This window comes from Streptomyces sp. MUM 203J (assembly GCF_022414595.1).
GTDB lineage: Bacteria > Actinomycetota > Actinomycetes > Streptomycetales > Streptomycetaceae > Streptomyces.
In genome coordinates this window covers 1-18,104 of the sequence record NZ_JADWYO010000041.1, presented here as the reverse complement: position 1 = coordinate 18,104, position 18,104 = coordinate 1, and the positions used below count along the sequence as shown (strand labels likewise).

The 18,104-nt window shown below is 72.5% G+C and carries 21 protein-coding genes; 11 read left to right on the top strand and 10 right to left on the bottom strand.

All coding sequences use genetic code 11. The features are described from left to right. Positions 1-67 precede the first annotated feature (67 nt). Complete coding sequence (locus I3F58_RS20045) at positions 68-1,123, bottom strand: NAD(P)-dependent alcohol dehydrogenase (protein ID WP_240110029.1); 1,056 nt, start codon at positions 1,121-1,123, stop codon at positions 68-70. 127 nt (positions 1,124-1,250) lie between these two features. Here I3F58_RS20045 and I3F58_RS20040 point away from each other — a divergent pair, with 127 nt between their 5' ends. From I3F58_RS20040 to I3F58_RS20020, 5 genes are all read left to right on the top strand, one after another. After that, positions 1,251-2,156, top strand: a complete 906-nt coding sequence (locus I3F58_RS20040; protein WP_240110028.1) for a helix-turn-helix domain-containing protein — start codon at positions 1,251-1,253, stop codon at positions 2,154-2,156. 380 nt (positions 2,157-2,536) lie between these two features. After that, complete coding sequence (locus tag I3F58_RS20035; RefSeq protein ID WP_240110027.1) at positions 2,537-3,316, top strand: response regulator transcription factor; 780 nt, start codon at positions 2,537-2,539, stop codon at positions 3,314-3,316. A 278-nt stretch (positions 3,317-3,594) separates the two neighbouring features. Continuing rightward, on the top strand, positions 3,595-4,182 hold the full coding sequence (locus I3F58_RS20030; protein WP_240110026.1) for a nucleotide disphospho-sugar-binding domain-containing protein: 588 nt from the start codon (positions 3,595-3,597) through the stop codon (positions 4,180-4,182). A gap of 102 nt (positions 4,183-4,284) precedes the next feature. After that, positions 4,285-4,962 (top strand): monooxygenase, encoded by a 678-nt coding sequence (locus I3F58_RS20025; protein ID WP_240110025.1) that lies wholly within the window; start codon positions 4,285-4,287, stop codon positions 4,960-4,962. A gap of 113 nt (positions 4,963-5,075) precedes the next feature. Beyond that, positions 5,076-5,471 carry a hypothetical protein gene (locus I3F58_RS20020; RefSeq protein ID WP_240110024.1) on the top strand — a complete coding sequence of 132 codons (396 nt, stop codon included), beginning with the start codon at positions 5,076-5,078 and terminating at the stop codon, positions 5,469-5,471. Positions 5,472-5,538: 67 nt separating this feature from the next. Here I3F58_RS20020 and I3F58_RS20015 read toward each other — a convergent pair whose 3' ends face one another. Together I3F58_RS20015 and I3F58_RS20010 are read right to left on the bottom strand one after the other, a co-directional pair. Further along, a complete protein-coding gene (locus I3F58_RS20015; protein ID WP_240110023.1) occupies positions 5,539-6,825 on the bottom strand; it encodes an Ig-like domain-containing protein in 1,287 nt (428 codons plus the stop codon). A 249-nt stretch (positions 6,826-7,074) separates the two neighbouring features. Next, on the bottom strand, positions 7,075-7,440 hold the full coding sequence (locus I3F58_RS20010; protein ID WP_240110022.1) for a hypothetical protein: 366 nt from the start codon (positions 7,438-7,440) through the stop codon (positions 7,075-7,077). A gap of 106 nt (positions 7,441-7,546) precedes the next feature. Between I3F58_RS20010 and I3F58_RS20005 the strand changes: the two genes are divergently transcribed. After that, on the top strand, positions 7,547-7,846 hold the full coding sequence (locus I3F58_RS20005) for a hypothetical protein (RefSeq protein WP_240110021.1): 300 nt from the start codon (positions 7,547-7,549) through the stop codon (positions 7,844-7,846). A gap of 68 nt (positions 7,847-7,914) precedes the next feature. Here I3F58_RS20005 and hutH read toward each other — a convergent pair whose 3' ends face one another. The 5 genes from hutH to I3F58_RS19980 form a co-directional block, all read right to left on the bottom strand. Then, positions 7,915-9,456: a histidine ammonia-lyase gene (gene hutH, locus I3F58_RS20000; protein WP_240110056.1), complete on the bottom strand. Its 1,542-nt coding sequence runs from the start codon at positions 9,454-9,456 to the stop codon at positions 7,915-7,917. A 96-nt stretch (positions 9,457-9,552) separates the two neighbouring features. Then, a complete protein-coding gene (locus I3F58_RS19995) occupies positions 9,553-10,704 on the bottom strand; it encodes a GGDEF domain-containing protein (protein ID WP_240110020.1) in 1,152 nt (383 codons plus the stop codon). A 102-nt stretch (positions 10,705-10,806) separates the two neighbouring features. Continuing rightward, positions 10,807-11,616 (bottom strand): enoyl-CoA hydratase/isomerase family protein, encoded by an 810-nt coding sequence (locus I3F58_RS19990; protein WP_240110019.1) that lies wholly within the window; start codon positions 11,614-11,616, stop codon positions 10,807-10,809. 136 nt (positions 11,617-11,752) lie between these two features. Next, a complete protein-coding gene (locus I3F58_RS19985) occupies positions 11,753-12,898 on the bottom strand; it encodes an adenylate/guanylate cyclase domain-containing protein (protein WP_240110018.1) in 1,146 nt (381 codons plus the stop codon). 145 nt (positions 12,899-13,043) lie between these two features. Next, the gene (locus I3F58_RS19980) at positions 13,044-13,955 is read right to left on the bottom strand and encodes a biotin--[acetyl-CoA-carboxylase] ligase (RefSeq protein ID WP_240110017.1); all 912 of its coding nucleotides are present in this window, start codon (positions 13,953-13,955) and stop codon (positions 13,044-13,046) included. A 120-nt stretch (positions 13,956-14,075) separates the two neighbouring features. Between I3F58_RS19980 and I3F58_RS19975 the strand changes: the two genes are divergently transcribed. Beyond that, positions 14,076-15,665 carry an acyl-CoA carboxylase subunit beta gene (locus tag I3F58_RS19975; RefSeq protein ID WP_240110016.1) on the top strand — a complete coding sequence of 530 codons (1,590 nt, stop codon included), beginning with the start codon at positions 14,076-14,078 and terminating at the stop codon, positions 15,663-15,665. A 19-nt stretch (positions 15,666-15,684) separates the two neighbouring features. Then, positions 15,685-15,891 (top strand): acyl-CoA carboxylase epsilon subunit, encoded by a 207-nt coding sequence (locus tag I3F58_RS19970; protein ID WP_240110015.1) that lies wholly within the window; start codon positions 15,685-15,687, stop codon positions 15,889-15,891. A gap of 56 nt (positions 15,892-15,947) precedes the next feature. On the opposite strand, the gene I3F58_RS19965 is transcribed toward I3F58_RS19970, so the two are convergent. Then, on the bottom strand, positions 15,948-16,346 hold the full coding sequence (locus tag I3F58_RS19965) for a hypothetical protein (RefSeq protein ID WP_240110014.1): 399 nt from the start codon (positions 16,344-16,346) through the stop codon (positions 15,948-15,950). Positions 16,347-16,442: 96 nt separating this feature from the next. Between I3F58_RS19965 and mmpB the strand changes: the two genes are divergently transcribed. Together mmpB and I3F58_RS19960 are read left to right on the top strand one after the other, a co-directional pair. Then, complete coding sequence (gene mmpB / locus I3F58_RS29440; protein WP_275678726.1) at positions 16,443-16,577, top strand: morphogenic membrane protein MmpB; 135 nt, start codon at positions 16,443-16,445, stop codon at positions 16,575-16,577. Between the two features lie 64 nt (positions 16,578-16,641). Next, positions 16,642-17,244 carry a nucleoside triphosphate pyrophosphatase gene (locus I3F58_RS19960; RefSeq protein WP_240110013.1) on the top strand — a complete coding sequence of 201 codons (603 nt, stop codon included), beginning with the start codon at positions 16,642-16,644 and terminating at the stop codon, positions 17,242-17,244. A gap of 27 nt (positions 17,245-17,271) precedes the next feature. Here the strand turns inward: I3F58_RS19960 and I3F58_RS19955 are convergent, their stop codons facing one another. After that, a complete protein-coding gene (locus I3F58_RS19955) occupies positions 17,272-17,700 on the bottom strand; it encodes a hypothetical protein (protein ID WP_240110012.1) in 429 nt (142 codons plus the stop codon). A gap of 339 nt (positions 17,701-18,039) precedes the next feature. Here I3F58_RS19955 and I3F58_RS29855 point away from each other — a divergent pair. Beyond that, positions 18,040-18,104, top strand: a 65-nt coding sequence (locus I3F58_RS29855) for a biotin carboxylase N-terminal domain-containing protein (RefSeq protein WP_344069737.1), incomplete at its 3' end; no start/stop codon positions are given.

Below are 18,104 nucleotides of genomic sequence, written 5' to 3'. Positions count from 1 at the left end.
ACGTGGGTGAGGGGCCCGAGCGATCCATCGCTCGGGCCCCTCACCCGTATGCGCGTGCGACGTGCTGTCAGATCGTCGAGGCGTCGATGACGAACCGGTAGCGGACGTCGCTGGCGAGCACCCGTTCGTAGGCCTCGTTGATCTGGTCCGCGCGGATCAGTTCGATCTCCGCGCCCAGGCCGTGCTCCGCGCAGAAGTCGAGCATCTCCTGGGTCTCGGCGATGCCGCCGATCATCGAGCCGGCCAGGGTGCGGCGGCCTGTGATGAGGGAGAAGAGGTTCAGGGAGACCGGCTCCTCCGGGGCGCCCACGTTCACCAGCGCGCCGTCCGTCTTCAGCAGGCTCAGGTAGGCGTCGAAGTCCAGGGGCGCCGAGACCGTCGAGACGATCAGGTCGAAGGTGCCGGCCAGCTTCTCGAAGGTCGCCGGGTCGCTCGTCGCGTGGAACGCTTCGGCACCCAGCGCGCGGCCGTCGGCCTCCTTGCGCAGGGTCTGGCTCAGGACCGTCACCTCCGCGCCCATCGCGTGCGCGATCTTCACGCCCATGTGACCGAGCCCGCCCAGGCCCACGATCGCGACCTTCCTCCCCGGACCCGCGCCCCACCGGGAGAGCGGGGAGTAGAGGGTGATGCCCGCGCACAGGAGCGGGGCCGCCACGTCCAGCGGCAGGGCGTCGGGGACGCGTACCGCGTAGTCCTCGTCGACCACGATGTGCGTCGAGTAGCCGCCGTAGGTGGGATCGCCGTTCCTGTCGAGGGCGTTGTACGTGCCGGTCATGCCGCGTTCGCAGTGCTGCTCCCGGCCCGCCCGGCACTGGTCGCACTCCCGGCAGGAGTCCACGAAGCAGCCGACGCCCACCCGGTCCCCGGGGCGGTACCGCGTCACGGAGGAGCCGGCCTCCGTCACCACGCCGGCGATCTCGTGGCCCGGCACCATCGGATAGATGCCCTCCCCCCAGCCGTCGCGCGCCTGGTGGATGTCCGAGTGGCAGATGCCCGCGTACTTGATCTCGATCAGGATGTCGCGGGCCCCGACCGGGCGGCGCGGGATGGTCGTGCGCTCCAGCGGGGCCTTCGCCGCCGGGGCCGCGTACGCGTGTGCGGAGAGCGTGTTCGTCGTCGTCATGGCCGCAATCCTGGTGCGGACCGGACCACTCACCCAGATCCCTGTCGGGGGTACGCCTGCTGTTCCTATCACTGGCGGGGTCAGGGACAGCGGCCGCGTCGTACGTTTCCGCCGGGATACTGGAGGTATGGATCAGCGTGCCGAACTCACCGAGTTCCTGCGCTCCCGTCGTGCCCGGCTGAAGCCGGGGGACGTGGGGCTGCCCGACCTCGGGCGCTACCGGCGCGTGCCGGGGCTCCGGCGGGAGGAGCTGGCGCTGCTGGCCGGGGTGTCCGTCGCGTACTACACCCGGCTCGAACAGGGCAACGGCCGCAACGTCTCCGTGGAGGTCCTCGACGCCATCGCCCGCGCCCTGCGGCTCACCGACGCCGAGCGCGACCACCTGGTGCACCTGGCCCGCCCGTCCGCGAAGAAGCGGAAGCGCGCCCCGGGGCTCCGCCCCCAGACCGTGCGGCCCGCGGTGCGCCATCTGCTGGACGCCATGGACGGCGTGCCCGCCCTCGTGCTCGGGCAGCGGCTGGACATCCTGGCCTGGAACCGGCTGGCCCGCGCGCTCCTCGGGGACTTCGAGGCGATGGAGCCACAGGAGCGGAACATGGCGCGGCTCGTGTTCCTGGCGCCGGAGTCACGAGGGCTGTACGCGGACTGGGAGGCGAAGGCCACCGAGGTGGTGAGCGTGCTGCGGATGTACGCCGGGTGCTCACCGGACGACCCCCGGCTGGCATCGCTGGTGGGCGACCTGTCGGTGCGCAGCGACGAGTTCCGGCGCATGTGGGCGGCGCACACCGTGCAGGAGAAGGGGCACGGGACGAAGGTGCTGCGGCACCCGGTGGCGGGCGAGATGACGCTCGCGTACGAGACCCTGCGGCTGCCCGACGACCACGACCAGGCGGTCGTCACCTACGCCGCCGAGCCGGGCAGCCCGTCCGCGGAGGCGCTGCGGCTGCTGGCCCACTGGGGGGTCGGTGCGGTGGACGCCGCCGACACCGCTGAGCCCTCGGTCTCCGGCGGAGACTCCCGGCACCGGCGGTGACCTCCGGGGCCCGGCCGTCCTGATCCCGGCCGTCCGGGTCGTGGCCGCACGCACGGACGTCGTGACACACGGCAGCTTCCGGCAGCGAGAACCCGCCATAATCAAACCACACAGTCGGTTTCTTTTGGTCGCACACTGTCGGCATTCCGTGGAGAGTCGGTGCAGACGAAACGGGCTGCTGGGGCAAATATGGGCACCTGCGCGTTCATCATGGCCGACAATCACGCCATTAAGTATCCAAGGGGACGCGTCGACTATCCCTTCCCAGGCTGGCCGACGAGTGGTGGAACGTTCGACAAACCGTCGGTTCGGTCGGTAAATTTTCCGGCATCCAGCCCATCCTGACTGCCCCGTCGCCAGTCTCAGCAGGGGAGCCACAGATGAAACGGCATGCCACCCATCTCCTCGGACCGCACCTGCCCCGCGCCCGGCGCACCGACAGCCCTCCCCTGCGCCCCCCACCGCCGGTCCGGGGCCGCTCCGAGGCGCTGAAGGTGCTGGTCGTGGAGAGCCACGCCCCCTCCGCCGACACCCTGGTGCACAGGCTCCGCCGGCACGGCTACCTGGCGGGCAGTGTGGCCACCGGGGCCGAGGCGCTGCGCTCGTACCGCAGCGCCGACATGCTGCTCCTCGACCTGGACCTCCCGGATCTGGACGGCCTGGAAGTCTGCCGCAGCATCCGCGCGGCGGGCGAGACCCCGCTCATCGCCGTCACGGCCCGGGGCAGCGAACTGGACCGGGTGCTCGGCCTCCAGGCGGGAGCCGACGACTACCTGGTCAAGCCCTACGGCTTCCGGGAGCTGATGGCCCGCATCGAGGCGGTGATGCGCCGGGTGCGGCGCCGTCGGCCGCAGCAGGGCGTGCTCTCGCGAGGCCCCCTCCGGCTCGACCCGGAGAGCTGCGCGGCCAGCCTGGACGGCGTGCCCGTGGAAGTCACGTGCAAGGAGTTCGACCTGCTGCACCTGCTGGCCTCGCACCCCGGTTCCGTGGTGTCCCGCCGACAGCTGATGGCCCAGGTGTGGGACGACCCCAGGTCGCGTCCCGGGCGGACCCTCGACACCCATGTCAGCAGCCTGCGCGGCAAGCTCGGTTCGAGCGGCTGGATCATCACCGTGCGCGGAGTCGGGTTCCGGCTGGGTGATCCGCGGGACCCGCGGTGACGACCACCCCGGCCGCGCCGCCACCGGCCGGGCACCGGCGGGCCCGCCGTCCCCCGCGACGCGCGCTCCACGCGGCCGGTGCGCCCGTCCGCTCCGATCTCCCGACCGCCGTCCTGCCGTCCCGACCATCGTCCAGGAGCCCCGATGAACTCGCCCGACCGTGCCGCCCGGCGCTGCCAGAACGCCCTCAACACCCTCCACTCCCTTGAGTACTTCAGCCCGGACCTCGGCGAGGAACTGGCCGGACGGGGAGCCTGGAGTACGTCCCCGTACGCCCGGTGCCCTACAACGGCGCCACGGTCGTGCCGGAATGGCTGCACGGCACACCCGAGGTCCCGCGGGTCTGCCTGACCCTCGGCACCAGCGGCCGGGAGCTGTTCGCGGAGAACGGCATCTCCATCTCCGACGTGTTCCGGATGGTGGAGGACCTGCCGATCGAACTGGTCGCCACCCTCAACGAGTCCCAGCTGGCCGGCGTCGAAACCGTCCCGGACAACGTCCGCGTCATCGACTACATCCCGCTGAACCTGCTGCTGCCGAGCTGCTCCGGAATCATCCACCTGGGGGGCTCGGGCACCTGGGCGGCCGCTGTCGTCCACGGAGCGCCGCAGCTGATGGTGCCGAAGAACGGCTCCGAGTACGTCGACTTCGCCCACTACACCGAGTCGCGCGGCGCCGGGCTGGTCATCGAGGACGAGAAGCCCACCATCGGGGCTCTCCGCGAGGGCCTCCTGCGCATCCTGCGGGAGCCGTCCTTCCAGGAGGCCACCACCATCCTGCGCCAGGAGATGGCCGAGGTCCCCAGCCCGGCGGAGATCGTCCCGGAGCTGAAGCGGCTGACCCTGCTGCACCGGCCGGGCCGCTGACCCCCGCACCGGGCGGCCGGCCTGCCTGTCCGCACCGGGCGGGGCCGACCCGTCGCGGCCCCGCCCCGTACCACCGCACCACGTCACCGGAGGAGTCACGTCATGACCACCACCCCCCTTCCCGACATCGACCGTGAGGACGCCGGGCTGGCGCTGGTCAGCCCGTTGTACGTGGGGTCGCCGGCCGTACAGCGCCGGGTGGCGGGGGCCCTGCTGGCCGAGTGGGGCGCCGCGCCCCGGCCGGATGGGCTGCTCTCGCAGAACTGCTACCTCAGCACCGACGGGGAGAACGTCTGGACCTACGAGCAGTGGACGGACCCGGCCGCGTACCGGAAGGCCGGGCCCCAGGAGCCGCCGGAGCCGCTGCGGGGGCTCGGTGCGAACGGGGCGGACCTCGAACGCTGCTCCCCCGTCGCGTACCTGCGCTACCGCAGCACCGTCTACGAGCCCGCGTCCGTCCCCACGGCCTTCGTGGCACCGGCCTTCGACACCGACGGCCGGTCACCCCAGCGGGCGATCATCGACGCGCTGCTCGACGGGCCGCTGGCCGAGGCGTCCCCGGGGCTGGTCGCCGCGCACTTCCATTACAGCCTGGACGGCGGCCGGGTCCTCAACTTCGCGGAGTTCACGGACGGGGCGGCGCACGACCTGTTCCTGGACAGCGCGCGGGCCCAGGTCACCACCCGGATCACCAACGACATGCCGGGCGTGCGCGGGATCGGCGGCCGGCGGTACGTGCTGTACGGCAGCGTCGTGACCGTCAACGCGGCCGGATCCTGAGGCCCCGCGTCGGGGGCCCGGGGGCTCCCAGGGTCCGGGGGCTCCCGGGGCGGGCGTTCCGCCCCTGGCGTGACGAACCACAGCCATCCGTCGTGATGAGGGGGGAACCGGTCATGTCCATCCGCTGCACACCCCGCGGGCTCGCGCTCGCCGGGGTCACGTCCCTGCTGTGCGCCGGAGCCCTGTACGGCGCCTCGCCCGCCGCCGCCGTCGACGGGTGCTCGGCCGTCGACGGCGGGTACGCCTGCTGGGACGCTTCCCGGGACACCTTCACCGTGCGGGACACGTCCGCCCGGGACGGAGCCACCGTCCGCGTGGACTACGAGGTGGACCTGGGCGTACCCGACGTCGTGGGCCGGTGCGCGACCACCGGCACGAAGCCGTTCGCGCGGTGCCGCCTGAGCGGGCTGCCGGAGGGCAAGGCCGTCATCTGGCACGTCTCCACCTGGAAGGATGGACGGCTCGTCGAGCAGGGGCCGACGCAGTTCCACACGACGCACACGGGCTGACCCGGATGTGCGAGAGGGGCGGCGGTGCCTTCAAGGCACCGCCGCCCCTCTCGTACCGCGCGGGGAACTACAGGGCCGATCCGGCCTTCCAGTCCGCCCAGTTCATGTTCCAGCCGTTGAGCCCGTTGTCCGGGGCGATCGTCTTGTCCTTGGAGTTCTTGACGACGACCACGTCACCGATCAGCGAGTTGTCGTAGAACCACGCGCCGGGCTGGTTCTTGTCGCCCGCGCCCTTCACATCGGCCAGGCCCACGCAGCCGTGGCTGGTGTTGACGTTGCCGAAGACGGACCGGGCGCCCCAGTAGTTGCCGTGGATGAACGTGCCGGAGGTGGACAGCCTCATGGCGTGCGGCACGTCCTTGATGTCGTACTCGCCCTTGCCGTCGTCGTCGGTGAAGCCGACCGTCGCGCCGTTCATCCGGGTCTCCGTGAACTTCTCGGAGATCACCATCTGGCCGTTGTAGGTCGGCGTGGCCGGGGAGCCCGCGGAGATCGGGATCGTCTTGACCGTCTTGCCGCCCCGCTGGACGGTCATCGTCTTCGCGGCGACGTCGACGGTCGAGACCTGGTTGCGGCCGACCGTGAAGGTGACGGTCTTCTCCTGGACGCCGTAGACGCCGTCGGCGCCCTCGACCCCGTCCAGCTTCAGCTTCAGGGTGACCGTGGAGTTCTCCGCCCAGTACTGGTCGGGGCGGAAGTCCAGCCGCTGGGCGTTGAACCAGTGACCGACGACCTCCTGGCCGCTGGTGGATGACACCTCGATGGCGCTCTGGACGGCCTTCTTGTCGGTGATCGGCTTGTTGAAGTTGATCGACACCGGCATGCCGACGCCGACCGTGGAGCCGTCCTCGGGAGTGAAGTAGCCGATGAAGCTGTTGGTCTCGGAGACCGTCGTGAAGGACGTGTTCTCGTGGGCGGTGCGGCCCTCGCCGTCCTGCGCGGTCACGGCGATCTTGTACGTGGTGGAGCGCTTAAGCCGGCCGGACGGTGTCCAGCTGGTCTTGTCGGCGTTCATCTCACCGGCGACGGCGGTGCCCTCCGCGTCGGTCATGGCGACCTCGGTGAGGGTGCCTTCGCCGACGGTGACCTTGGTGCCGTTGTTGATGCTGACGTTGCTCGCGCCGTCCTTGGGCGAGACCTCTATTCGGGCCTGCGACGTCTTCTGAGCCGCGGCCTCGTCGACCTGTTTCTGGGAGGTGCCCGGACCCTGGCTGCTGCCCGCGTCGCCACCGGCGGCGTCCGCCGCGGTGCCGCCGTCGTTGCAGGCGGTGAGCACCAGCACACCGCCGAGCAGGGCGGACGCGGCCACCAGGCCTCTGCGCCGCTTGCTGTCCGTCTTCACACGCTTCTCCAAGGTCGCGGCTTCCCTGCCAACTCTTCCCCTAACACCTGGAACGCCCGCGCCGGTTCCGGCGGAGGACAGGATGTGGGGAACACCACTGACCGACGCGCCGGCCGGGGCGGTCGGTTCCGGCGGAGCGGAGTGACTCCGGACACGCGCCGCGCGAGGTGCGGCCCGGAGTCGGTCCAGAGTACGGGCAGGGGTGCGGGGAGGGATACGGCGCACGTCACCCCGGCCGGCCGCCGCCTCCCCCGCCTGCCGCTACCTGCCGCCGGGGCCGTCGTCCTCCCGGTCCTCGTCCTCGTCGTCCCCGTCCTCGTCGTCCTCGTCCAGGTCCCACGCCTCCACGTCCGGGTCGTAGTCCGCCTGCTCGCTGCTCCACGATGCCTGGACGAGTTCGACGCCCGGCATGTCACCTAGCAGCTGGAAGGGCTCCACGAGGTACGCGAGGGCTTCCGCTTCGTCGCTCCGGACTGCCGTCCGGGCATGCACGCGCTCCTCCTCGGGCATGAACTCGTCGTCGTCGATCCGTCGCAGTGCGGCGTCGGTCAGCGCGCTGCGGCCGGTCACCTCCAGCACCAGGTCCACCCGAAGCCGCACATACTGTGATGTCTCAGAAGGGCTCATATGACGGAGCGTAGGCTCCCGGCATTCATGACTTTCCCGCGACCCGCTGTGTTCACTAGCATCGGCGCACCCACCAATTCTCGGTTCCGCAAGGGGATCTGAACCTGTGTCCGCCGCGCCTGCCGCCCGCCGCCCTCTGCTGACCGCCACCGCCGCCGGGACCCTGCTCGGCGCCCTGTGGTTCGTCCCCTCCGCCAATGCCACCGGCGACCATCCGGCCGCCGCCGAGCAGGCCCCCGCGCAGGCCGCGCCGGGCGGCCCCGAGCCGGGCGGGGAGGAGCTGCGGCTGGCCGACACCGGCAGCGCGGACACGACCCCGTACCTGATCGGCGGCACGGGTTTCCTGACGGTGGGCGCGGGGCTGGTCGCGTACGCGATACGGCGCGGGGCGCCCGCCACGTACTGACACGCGCCCCGCGTGGGCGTCCCCCTGTTCGGGCGAGGCCGAGAACCCCGGGGGAGCCCGCCGGGCGGCTACCGCAGCGGCCCCGTCACCCGCTCCACCGCCGCCAGCAGCCCGCCCTCCCGGACGAACGTGTCCGCGCCGTCCAGGTCGGGCGCGAGGAACCGGTCCGGACCCGGGCCCTCGACGCCCGCGGCGCGCAGGGCCTCGATGACCGCGCGGGAGGCGGGCGCCGGGGTGAGCCCGTCACGCAGCTCGATGGCCCGGGTGGCGGCGTACAGCTCGACCGCCAGGACGCGGCTGAGGTTGCCGACGGCGGTGCGCAGCTTGCGTGCGGCCGACCAGCCCATCGAGACGTGGTCCTCCTGCATCGCCGAGGACGGGATCGAGTCGGCCGAGGCCGGGACGGCCAGCCGCTTCAGCTCGCTGACCAGCGCGGCCTGCGTGTACTGGGCGATCATGAGGCCCGAGTCCACGCCGGCGTCGTCGGCCAGGAAGGGCGTCAGGCCGTGGCTGCGGTTCTTGTCGAGGAGCCGGTCCGTGCGGCGCTCCGCGATGGAGCCGAGGTCCGCGACGGCGACGGCGAGGAAGTCCAGCGCGTACGCCACGGGGGCGCCGTGGAAGTTGCCGTTGGACTCCACGCGGCCGTCGGGCAGCACGACCGGGTTGTCGACGGCCGCGGCCAGCTCGCGCTCGGCCACGAGCCGGGCGTGCGCGAGGGTGTCCCGCCCGGCGCCCGCGACCTGCGGGGCGCAGCGGACCGAGTAGGCGTCCTGGACCCGGGGCGCCTCGTCCGCCTGGAAGTGGCCGACGAGTCCGGAGCCGTCCAGCACGGCGAGCATGTTCGCTGCGGCGGCGGCCTGGCCGGGGTGCGGGCGGATGGCGTGCAGTTCGGGGCGCAGCACCTTGTCGGTGCCGAGCAGGGCCTCCAGGGTGAGCGCGGCGGTGATGTCGGCCGACTTGTAGAGCCGCTCCAGGTCCGCGAGGGCCATGACCAGCATGCCGAGCATGCCGTCGGTGCCGTTGAGGAGGGCCAGGCCCTCCTTCTCGCGCAGTTCGACGGGGACGATGCCGTACGCGGCGAGCAGTTCGCCGGCCGGGCGGACCGTCCCGTCGGGGCCCTCGGCGTCGCCTTCGCCCATGAGGGTGAGCGCGCAGTGGGCGAGCGGCGCGAGGTCGCCGGAGCAGCCGAGGGAGCCGTACTCGTGGACGACCGGGGTGATGCCCGCGTTCAGGATGTCGGCCATGGTCTGGGCGACCTCGGGGCGGACCCCGGTGTAGCCGGACGCGACGGTCTTCAGCCGGAGGAACATCAGGGCGCGGACGACCTCGCGCTCGACCCGCGGGCCCATCCCCGCGGCGTGCGAGCGGACGAGGTTGCGCTGGAGCTGGGCGCGCAGCTCCTGGCCGATGTGCCGGGTGGCGAGCGCCCCGAAACCGGTCGACACGCCGTACACCGGCTCCGGTTTGGCGGCGAGCGTGTCCACGATCTCCCGGGCACGGGCGAGCGCCTCACGGGCCTCCTGGGCCAGTTCGACGCGGGCGTTGCCACGGGCGACGGCGATGACGTCGGCGGTGGTGGTCCCGGACGTCCCCACCACGACAGTGTGCATATCCATATTCAGCAGCCTACGGACTGAATCCCAACATGTCACTAGTCGGCGGCAGCCCTGCTCCTTACCGGCCCCGCCCCCGCGGGCGCGGCGGCCCTACGAGGGCGGTGCCGCGTCCCGGAACCGGCGGCGGTCCCGCGCCGCGGCGGGCGGCGCGTCGGCCAGCCGCAGCACCGCCCCGTCCCGTCCCGCGACCACGGGCTCGGCCGACCGCGCCGCCTTGGCCCGGTACTGGGCGGCGTCCGCGAGCCGGAACAGCCGCCGGGCCGACCGCACCGGGCCGATCGGATCCCCGGTGGACGCCACCCCGCAGGCCACCCCCTCGCCCAGATCCAGCCCACCGGCCCGTACGCACAGTTCCTCGGCCACCGCGACCACCTCGTCCGCGCCGGGCCCCACCGACACGAGGCAGAACTCGTCACCCCCGAGCCGTGCCGCCAGCGCGCCCGGCAGCCGGGCCCCGCAGTAGGACAGCAGCGAGCCGAAACGTTCCAGCAGGCGATCCCCGACCGCGTGCCCCTGCGTGTCGTTGACCCGCTTCAGCCCGTTCAGATCGCAGACGACGAGGCTGACGACGGCCCCGTCCCTGAGGAACCGGTCCAGCGCCTCCTCCAGCCGGGCGTCGACGGCCCGGCGGTTGGCGAGCCCGGTCAGCGGGTCCGTGAAGGCCAGCTTCCTGACCTCCTCCAGCCGCTCGGTCTGGGCGATCCCGGCCGCGACGACCGCCGCGAGGACGGTCGCGAAGTCCGCCTCCTCCCGCCCGAAGACGGGCGCGCCGACCGGCCGGGCCACATACAGCTCGCCCCACGCCCGCCCGTGCAGCACGATCGGGGCGACCACGCAGCAGCCGCGGCCCCGCCGCCGCAGTGCGGCCACCCGCTCGTGGCAGTAGCCGCGCCGGGGGCCGCCGGGCCCGGAGGGCTCCCCGTCCGCCGTCTCCACCCAGGCGTGCGGACCCCCGCCGCCCGCCCACCGCTCGTGCAGGAACTCGGTGATCTCGGAGAACTGGTAGACGGGGTAGGTCTCGGAGTCCGGGAACTCCTCCTCCCCCGGCGCCCGCTGCCCGGCGTTCACCAGGACCTTGAGCCTGCCGAGGTCCCGCTGCCAGGTCGAGAGCGCCGCGAACGTCCCCCCGAGCGCCTCGCAGGCTGCCAGCGCGGCGGCCCGCCAGCACTCACGCGCCGTATGCGCCGCCGCCATGGCCTGCGCGAGCGCCACCACGGCCCGCAGTCGGAGATCCTCACCCATTCCTCAAGCTTAGGGAGGTTTTCAACCTTTTCGCCCTAGATCACACGCCGCTTACTCCAGGTGACGCCCCCCGGATTTCGGGCGGGCGTCACCGGCGGAGCGTCACTCCCCCGGCCACCGGGGCGCGCGCTTCTCGTTGAAGGCCGCGACACCCTCCCGGCGGTCGCCGGAGAAGGCCACCGTCCGCCACGCCGCGTCCTCGACCTCGAGCCCGGCCCGTACGTCCATGCCCTGCCCGAGCCGCATCGCCCGCTTGGCCGCACGCAGACCGACCGGCGAGTTGGCGGCGATGCGCGCGGCCAGCTCCAGCGCGGCACCGCGGGCGTCGGCGTCCACCAGCTCGTCCACCAGGCCGAGCCCGGACGCCTCCACGGCGGGCACCCGGCGGGCGGTGAACACCAGCTCGGCGGCGCGCGCGGCGCCGACCCGGCGGGGCAGCAGCTGTGTGCCGCCACCGCCCGGGATGACACCGACGGACACCTCGGGCAGCCCGACCACGGCGGTCGCGTCCGCCACGATCAGGTCGCAGGCCAGCGCCAGCTCGAACCCGCCGCCCAGTGCGAACCCGTGCACGGCGGCGATGCTCGGCATGGGCAGGTCCAGCACGCCCGTGTAGCAGGCCCGCGCGGTCGGCCGCTGGCGGCGCAGCTCGTCGTCCGTGAAGGAGTTGCGCTCCTTCAGGTCGGCGCCGACACAGAACGCCCGGTCGCTGGACGAGGTCAGGACGGTGACCCGGACGGACGGGTCGGCGCCGAGCGCGTCGCAGGCGGCGGCGACGGAGCGGGCCATCTCGGACGACACGGCGTTCATGGCCTTGGGCCGGTCGAGCACCAGCTCGGCCACGTACTCGTGCCGCCGGACGGCGACGAACTCCCCAAAGCGCGCTTCGTTGGTCTCGGATACGTCGGACACGACGGCGGGCCCTCCCGGTTAACGACCGTTATCTGGTGAGGGGCATCCTAGGCCGTGCCGGTCCGGCAGGGCCCTTCGGGCGGCGGGCGGCACGTGAGCAGCAGGAGTGGGGCAGCCCCCGCGCTCGGCTCCCCGGTCAGCCCCCGGCCGGCTCGCGCCTCGTGAGCAGCCACGGCTCGATGTTGCCGAGGCCCCGTACCGGCCGCTGCCACGTCGGGCGCAGCCCGAAGCGGTACTTCGCCGGGGCCGCCGGTGCCTCGCCGCCCTTCTCCGCGCGCGCCGCCTCCTCCGCGAACCGCGCCTCCGACTCCGGCGCCTCCCGTGTCCGGTGCAGTTCCTTCGCGAACGCCCCGTCCACCAGGACCGCGTCCTTCGGCGCTATCGACGTCAGGCGGCTCGCGAGGTTCACCGTCGTGCCGAACACATCGCCCATCCGCGTGGTGACCGTGCCGAAGGCGATGCCGACCCGCAGCGCGGGCATGATCTCGTCGTGCCTCAGGGTCTCGATCAGCCGCAGCGCGATCTCGGCCGCCGTCCCGGCGTCGTCCGCGGCGAACAGCACCTCGTCCCCGAGTGTCTTGATCAGCCGCCCCCCGTGCGCGGCGACGAGATCCGCGCAGGTCGTCTCGAAGGCCTCGACCAGCTCGCCCAGCTCCTCCTCCTCCAGCCGCCGGGTGAGCCGGGTGAAGCCGACCAGGTCCGCGAAGCCGACCGCGAGCCGCCGGTCCACCATCTCGTCGTCGTCCGCCGCCTGCACGACCCGCCCGGTCGCCGCCGCGAGCTGCCGCCGCCACACGTACACCAGGAACTCCTGGAGTTCCGGCAGCAACAGCTCCACCAGCGGATATGTGACCTCGGTGCGGGTCATGCCCGGCTCGGGCGGCTCGGTCAGACCTTCCAGGAACGAATCGATCTGCCACTCCGCGAGCCGCGCCGTGGTCTGTCCGGTGGACCGCGCGACCTGGACGGCCATGGGCTCGCTCAGCAGCCCCGCCTCGACGAGACCGGCGAGGCGCCGCAGGGCCAGGACGTCCGCCTCCGTCAGCGCCTTGGCCTGGCCGATGTCCGCGAAGCCCATGGCCCGCCAGAAACGCGAGGCGAGGTCCATGGAGACTCCGGCGGTGCGGGCCGCCTGGAACGGCGTGTAGCGCCGCTCGGCGCCGAGGATCAGCTGCTCCAGGCGGATGGCGAGCGGGTTGTCGCTCGGCTCGGCCGTGTGGTCGACCTGGTGGTGGGGTGTGGGGTGTGCCGCTCCGTCAGCGTTCGCGTCGTCGACGGTCACCGGCCGCCTCCTGCCCGTTCCGTACGCACTGCTCCGCCGTTCTGTCACCGCCCCGCCGGTGACGTACGTGACGTACCACCCCGGGCGGACCGCCTCAACGATACGTCAGGTGTGCCGTACCTCACGTCCGCGTGTCCCAGCGCGTTCAGCCCGCCGCGCGCAGATGGACGACATCGCCCGCCCCCACGGCCTCCCGGCCGCCGTCGGGCGTGGCCACCACCAGCCGCCCGTCACCGTCGACGGCGACGGCCTCGCCGGTGAGGACGCGGCCGCCGGGCAGCTCGGCCCGTACCGCACGGCCGAGGGTGGCGCACCCGGCGGCGTACGCGTCCTGGAGCCCGGAGGCGGCCGGGTCGCCGTCGGCGGCGGTCCAGCGGCCGTACCACTCCTCCAGGCCGCGCAGGACGGCGCGCAGGAGCGGGTCGCGGTCGGTGCAGACGGCGTCCGCGAGGGCGAGGGACCCGGCGGTGGGGACGGGCAGCTCGTCCTCCCGCAGGGTGACGTTGAGCCCGAGCCCGACGACGACCCCGTTCTCTCCGGCCCGCTCGGCGAGGATGCCCCCGGCCTTGCGCTCTTCCTTGCCCGCCTTGGTCCTGACGTCGACCAGCAGGTCGTTGGGCCACTTCAGGGCGGTGTCGACCCCCGCGGCGCGGGCCAGGGAGGTGGCGGTGGCCACCCCGGTGAGCAGCGGCAGCCAGGCGAGCCGGGTGGCCGGGACGTCCGGCTTGAGCAGGACCGAGACGAAGATGCCCGACCGGGCGGGCGCCGACCAGGCGCGGTCCAGCCGTCCGCGCCCGGCGGTCTGCTCCTCCGCGACGAGGACGGCGCCCTCGGGGAGGCCGGCGGCGCGGGCGGCCAGGTCGGAGTTGGTGGACCCGGTGGCGGCGACCAGGTCGAGGGAGGTCCAGAGCCCGCCGGGGCGCAGGAGGGCGCGGCGCAGGGCGGTGGCGTTGAGCGGGGGCCGGTCCAGGTCGGTCCAGCGGTTGCCCGGGGTGCCGGAGGGTGTGCTTCCGAAACCGTCGGCCGCGCGGTTTCCTGAACCATGTGAGGGCGTCATGCAACCCAGCGTAGGTGTGGCAAACGCCGCACTGCCGACGGCCGGACCCGCCGATACGCTACGGGCCAGTAGCCATCGCACCCCGTGACCACACGTGACCAGGCAGGGAGCCGCATCCCGATGTCCGAGCGTCCAGAGACCGACATCCACACGACCGCGGGCAAGCTCGCGGATCTGCAGCGCCGTATCGACGAGGCGACGCACGCGGGTTCCGCGCGTGCGGTCGAAAAGCAGCATGCCAAGGGCAAGTTGACGGCGCGGGAGCGCATCGATCTGCTTCTCGACGAGGGCTCGTTCGTCGAGCTGGACGAGTTCGCGCGGCACCGCTCCACGAACTTCGGCCTGGAGAACAACCGCCCGTACGGCGACGGCGTGGTGACGGGTTACGGCACGGTCGACGGCCGGCCGGTGGCGGTCTTCTCCCAGGACTTCACGGTCTTCGGCGGCGCCCTGGGCGAGACCTTCGGGCAGAAGATCATCAAGGTGATGGACTTCGCGCTGAAGACCGGCTGCCCGGTCGTCGGCATCAACGACTCGGGCGGCGCACGGATCCAGGAGGGCGTCAGCGCGCTCGGCATGTACGGCGAGATCTTCCGCCGCAACACGCACGCCTCGGGTGTGATCCCGCAGATCTCGCTGGTCGTCGGCCCGTGCGCGGGCGGCGCCGTCTACTCGCCCGCGATCACCGACTTCACGGTGATGGTCGACCAGACCTCGCACATGTTCATCACGGGCCCGGACGTCATCAAGACCGTGACGGGCGAGGACGTCGGCTTCGAGGAGCTGGGCGGCGCGCGCACCCACAACGCCACGTCCGGGGTCGCCCACCACATGTCGGGCGACGAGAAGGACGCGATCGAGTACGTGAAGTCGCTCCTGTCGTACCTGCCGTCCAACAACCTGTCCGAGCCGCCGGCGTATCCGGACGAGGCGGACCTGACGCCGACGGACGAGGACCGGGAGCTGGACACGCTGGTCCCGGACTCCGCGAACCAGCCGTACGACATCCACACCGTCATCGAACACGTCCTGGACGACGGCGAGTTCCTGGAGACGCAGGCGCTGTTCGCGCCGAACATCGTGACGGGCCTGGGCCGGGTGGAGGGCCACCCGGTGGGCATCGTGGCGAACCAGCCGATGCAGTTCGCCGGCTGCCTCGACATCGACGCCTCGGAGAAGGCGGCCCGCTTCGTCCGCACGTGCGACGCCTTCAACATCCCGGTGCTGACGTTCGTCGACGTGCCGGGCTTCCTGCCGGGCGTCGGCCAGGAGCACGAGGGCATCATCCGGCGCGGCGCGAAGCTGATCTACGCGTACGCGGAGGCGACGGTGCCGCTGATCACGGTGATCACGCGCAAGGCCTTCGGCGGCGCGTACGACGTGATGGGCTCCAAGCACCTGGGCGCGGACATCAACCTCGCCTGGCCGACGGCCCAGATCGCGGTCATGGGCGCCCAGGGCGCGGTGAACATCCTGCACCGGCGCACGATCGCGGCGGCGCCGGAGGACGAGCGCGAGGCGCTGCGCGCCCAGCTGATCCAGGAGTACGAGGACACCCTCCTCAACCCCTACACGGCGGCGGAGCGCGGCTACATCGACGGCGTGATCATGCCGTCGGAGACACGGGCGCAGATCGTCAGGGGCCTGCGCCAGCTCCGCACCAAGCGGGAGAACCTTCCCCCCAAGAAGCACGGCAACATCCCCCTGTGACGGCTGTGAGGAGCCCCCGATGATCAAGGTGGTACGGGGCAACCCGACCCCGGAGGAGCTGGCCGCCGCCCTGGCGGTGGTCCGCGCCCGCGCCGCGGCGGCCTCCACGGCGGCGCCCGGCGCGGCGCCCGCGCCCGACTCCTGGTCGGACCCGGCCCGCATCGCCCACGCCCGCGCCCTGCGCCCGGGCCCCCGGGCGTGGACCCGCACGTACTGGCCGACGTGACCCGGGGGGGGCGCGACGCCGCCCCCCCGGTCCGGAACGGCGTGCCGCCGGGCCCGTCACAGCGGGCCCGGCAGCTCCCCGAGCTGCAGCCGCACCCGTTCCCGCAGCAGCAGGTACTCCGCCCAGCGGTACTTCAGCGGGCCCGGGGGCCGCTCCACCACCCGTACCGCGGAAATGTCCTCCCCCCGCCGGAACTGCTCCCGCGTCAGGTCCAGCTCCACCCCGCTCGGCAGCCGGTTCCACCAGTGGTACCCCCGCCGCGCCCCGTCGACGTGTACCTCCCCCACCATCAGCTCGCCGCCGAACACGTCGTGGACGATCAGCGCGGTGATGTCGCAGTGCCCCCACGCGGGATTGTCGGGCCGCCACGTGTCCCGGTCGTCCGGCGACGCGGTGTCCGCGGCCCAGCCGACCCGCAGGGCCCGGTCGAGGTCGAGCAGGTTCCAGGGAGTCATGAGGCCAGCCTCGCACCTGCCACCGACACGGCGTCACACAGCAGTTGAGTACGCGTACTCAGGCGCCACCGCCCCCCGGCCCGCGAGCATCGAGGAATGCTCTGGTCCGACCCCGACGACAAACCCCCCGAGGACATGCGCACCATGCAGGCCATGATCCATCGCGCGGGCCTCATCATGGCCGTGGCAGCGGTGATCTTCATGATCGTGACGGGCCTCGACTTCCGCTGACAGGGGAGCAGAGGCGCGGCGCGACACGGAGCGCCCCCGAGCCCCGCTTTCGTACGATGGCGCCATGAGCCCTCAGCGCCGTCTCGTTCTCGCCTCCGCGTCCCCCGCCCGCCTCGGCCTGCTGCGCCAGGCAGGACTCGACCCCGAGGTCATCGTCAGCGGGTACGACGAGAACAAGATCACCGCCCCCACCCCCGCCGAACTGGCCCTGGCACTCGCGGAGGCCAAGGCCTCCCTGGTGGCCGCCAAGCCGGAGGCCCGGGGTGCGCTGGTCGTGGGCTGTGACTCGGTCCTGGAGCTGGACGGCCAGGCCCTGGGCAAGCCCGCCGACGCGGAGGAGGCCATCGCCCGCTGGAAGTCCATGCGCGGCCGCGTGGGCGTCCTCCAGACGGGCCACTGCGTCCACGACACGGCGGCCAAGCGGTACGCCTCCGGAACCGCGTCCACCCTGGTCCGCTTCGGTGAGCCCACGGACGAGGAGATCGCCGCGTACGTGGCGACCGGCGAGCCCCTGCACGTGGCGGGCGCGTTCACCCTGGACGGCAGGTCGGCACCGTTCATCGAGGGCATCGACGGCGACCCCGGCAACGTCATCGGCCTGTCGCTGCCGCTCTTCCGCCACCTGCTCCGCAAGCTGGGCATCGCGATGACGGACCTGTGGACGTGAGACCCGCGGACGGGTGAGGCGACCGCGTCACACGGTCGCCGCGCCCTCCTCCAGCGGCGCGGACTCCTCCCCGTACGCCATCAGGCTCAGCACCACCAGACCCAGCACCACCATCAGCCACGCGAACGCGAACCAGCCCACCAGACCGACCGCCACCGCGCCCAGCACGCCGTGCGTGATCGCGCAGGAGATCAGCAGAACCCGCGTCCAGCGGCCGGGCCCCCGGCCACGCAGCGCCACCCGCAGCAGCAGCGCCCCGCACACCGCCAGGTACGCGCCGGACAGTGCGCCCATCACCCATGTGCCCGCGACCATCGCGTCCGGGTCCAGCCCCGCGAGGGACATCCGCTGGCTGCCCTGGACCGTCGCCAGCACGGCGTGCAGGAGGACGACGCCTCCCGCCTCCACCAGCAGCAGGGCGGCCGTGGTCAGCACTATCGGTCTGCGGGTCGCCATTCGGTACCCCCTCCAGCACGGAGACGCACCGGAAGGCTACTCATCAGTAAACCTATGGGCAAGGGTCTGGACGCCGCAGCAAAGAATCATTCGCCCATTCGTAGGGACTCCACAAAGAAACGGCACACCCCGCTGACCCTCAGGACAGAGACCTTGGCCACACCTCAGGGTTACTGTGCAGTGGAGAAGCCCTGCGTACCGTGGCAGGACAAGGGGTTTCGGGGCCCGAGTGGGCCCCGTTTCACGCTCTGTGTGGGCAACCTCACGGCTGGGGAACAGTCGAAACGTCGTGTCGGCAGTCCCTAAACTCAGCGTGTTTTGGGAATGGAGGGAGCTCTCGTGCGCAAGGTGCTCATCGCCAACCGTGGCGAAATCGCTGTCCGTGTCGCCCGTGCCTGCCGGGA

Excerpts from the sequence above, each read along its gene's own strand:
- I3F58_RS19970 (WP_240110015.1), top strand. The coding sequence starts at position 15,685 with ATGATCAAGGTGGTACGGGGCAACCCGACCCCGGAGGAGCTGGCCGCC.
- I3F58_RS20020 (WP_240110024.1), top strand. The coding sequence starts at position 5,076 with ATGTCCATCCGCTGCACACCCCGCGGGCTCGCGCTCGCCGGGGTCACG.
- I3F58_RS20045 (WP_240110029.1), bottom strand. The coding sequence starts at position 1,123 with ATGACGACGACGAACACGCTCTCCGCACACGCGTACGCGGCCCCGGCG.
- I3F58_RS20010 (WP_240110022.1), bottom strand. The coding sequence starts at position 7,440 with ATGAGCCCTTCTGAGACATCACAGTATGTGCGGCTTCGGGTGGACCTG.
- I3F58_RS20035 (WP_240110027.1), top strand. The coding sequence starts at position 2,537 with ATGAAACGGCATGCCACCCATCTCCTCGGACCGCACCTGCCCCGCGCC.
- I3F58_RS19955 (WP_240110012.1), bottom strand. The coding sequence starts at position 17,700 with ATGGCGACCCGCAGACCGATAGTGCTGACCACGGCCGCCCTGCTGCTG.
- hutH (WP_240110056.1), bottom strand. The coding sequence starts at position 9,456 with ATGCACACTGTCGTGGTGGGGACGTCCGGGACCACCACCGCCGACGTC.
- I3F58_RS19965 (WP_240110014.1), bottom strand. The coding sequence starts at position 16,346 with ATGACTCCCTGGAACCTGCTCGACCTCGACCGGGCCCTGCGGGTCGGC.
- I3F58_RS20040 (WP_240110028.1), top strand. The coding sequence starts at position 1,251 with ATGGATCAGCGTGCCGAACTCACCGAGTTCCTGCGCTCCCGTCGTGCC.
- I3F58_RS19960 (WP_240110013.1), top strand. The coding sequence starts at position 16,642 with ATGAGCCCTCAGCGCCGTCTCGTTCTCGCCTCCGCGTCCCCCGCCCGC.
- I3F58_RS19995 (WP_240110020.1), bottom strand. The coding sequence starts at position 10,704 with ATGGGTGAGGATCTCCGACTGCGGGCCGTGGTGGCGCTCGCGCAGGCC.
- I3F58_RS20025 (WP_240110025.1), top strand. The coding sequence starts at position 4,285 with ATGACCACCACCCCCCTTCCCGACATCGACCGTGAGGACGCCGGGCTG.
- mmpB (WP_275678726.1), top strand. The coding sequence starts at position 16,443 with ATGCTCTGGTCCGACCCCGACGACAAACCCCCCGAGGACATGCGCACC.
- I3F58_RS19975 (WP_240110016.1), top strand. The coding sequence starts at position 14,076 with ATGTCCGAGCGTCCAGAGACCGACATCCACACGACCGCGGGCAAGCTC.
- I3F58_RS19980 (WP_240110017.1), bottom strand. The coding sequence starts at position 13,955 with ATGACGCCCTCACATGGTTCAGGAAACCGCGCGGCCGACGGTTTCGGA.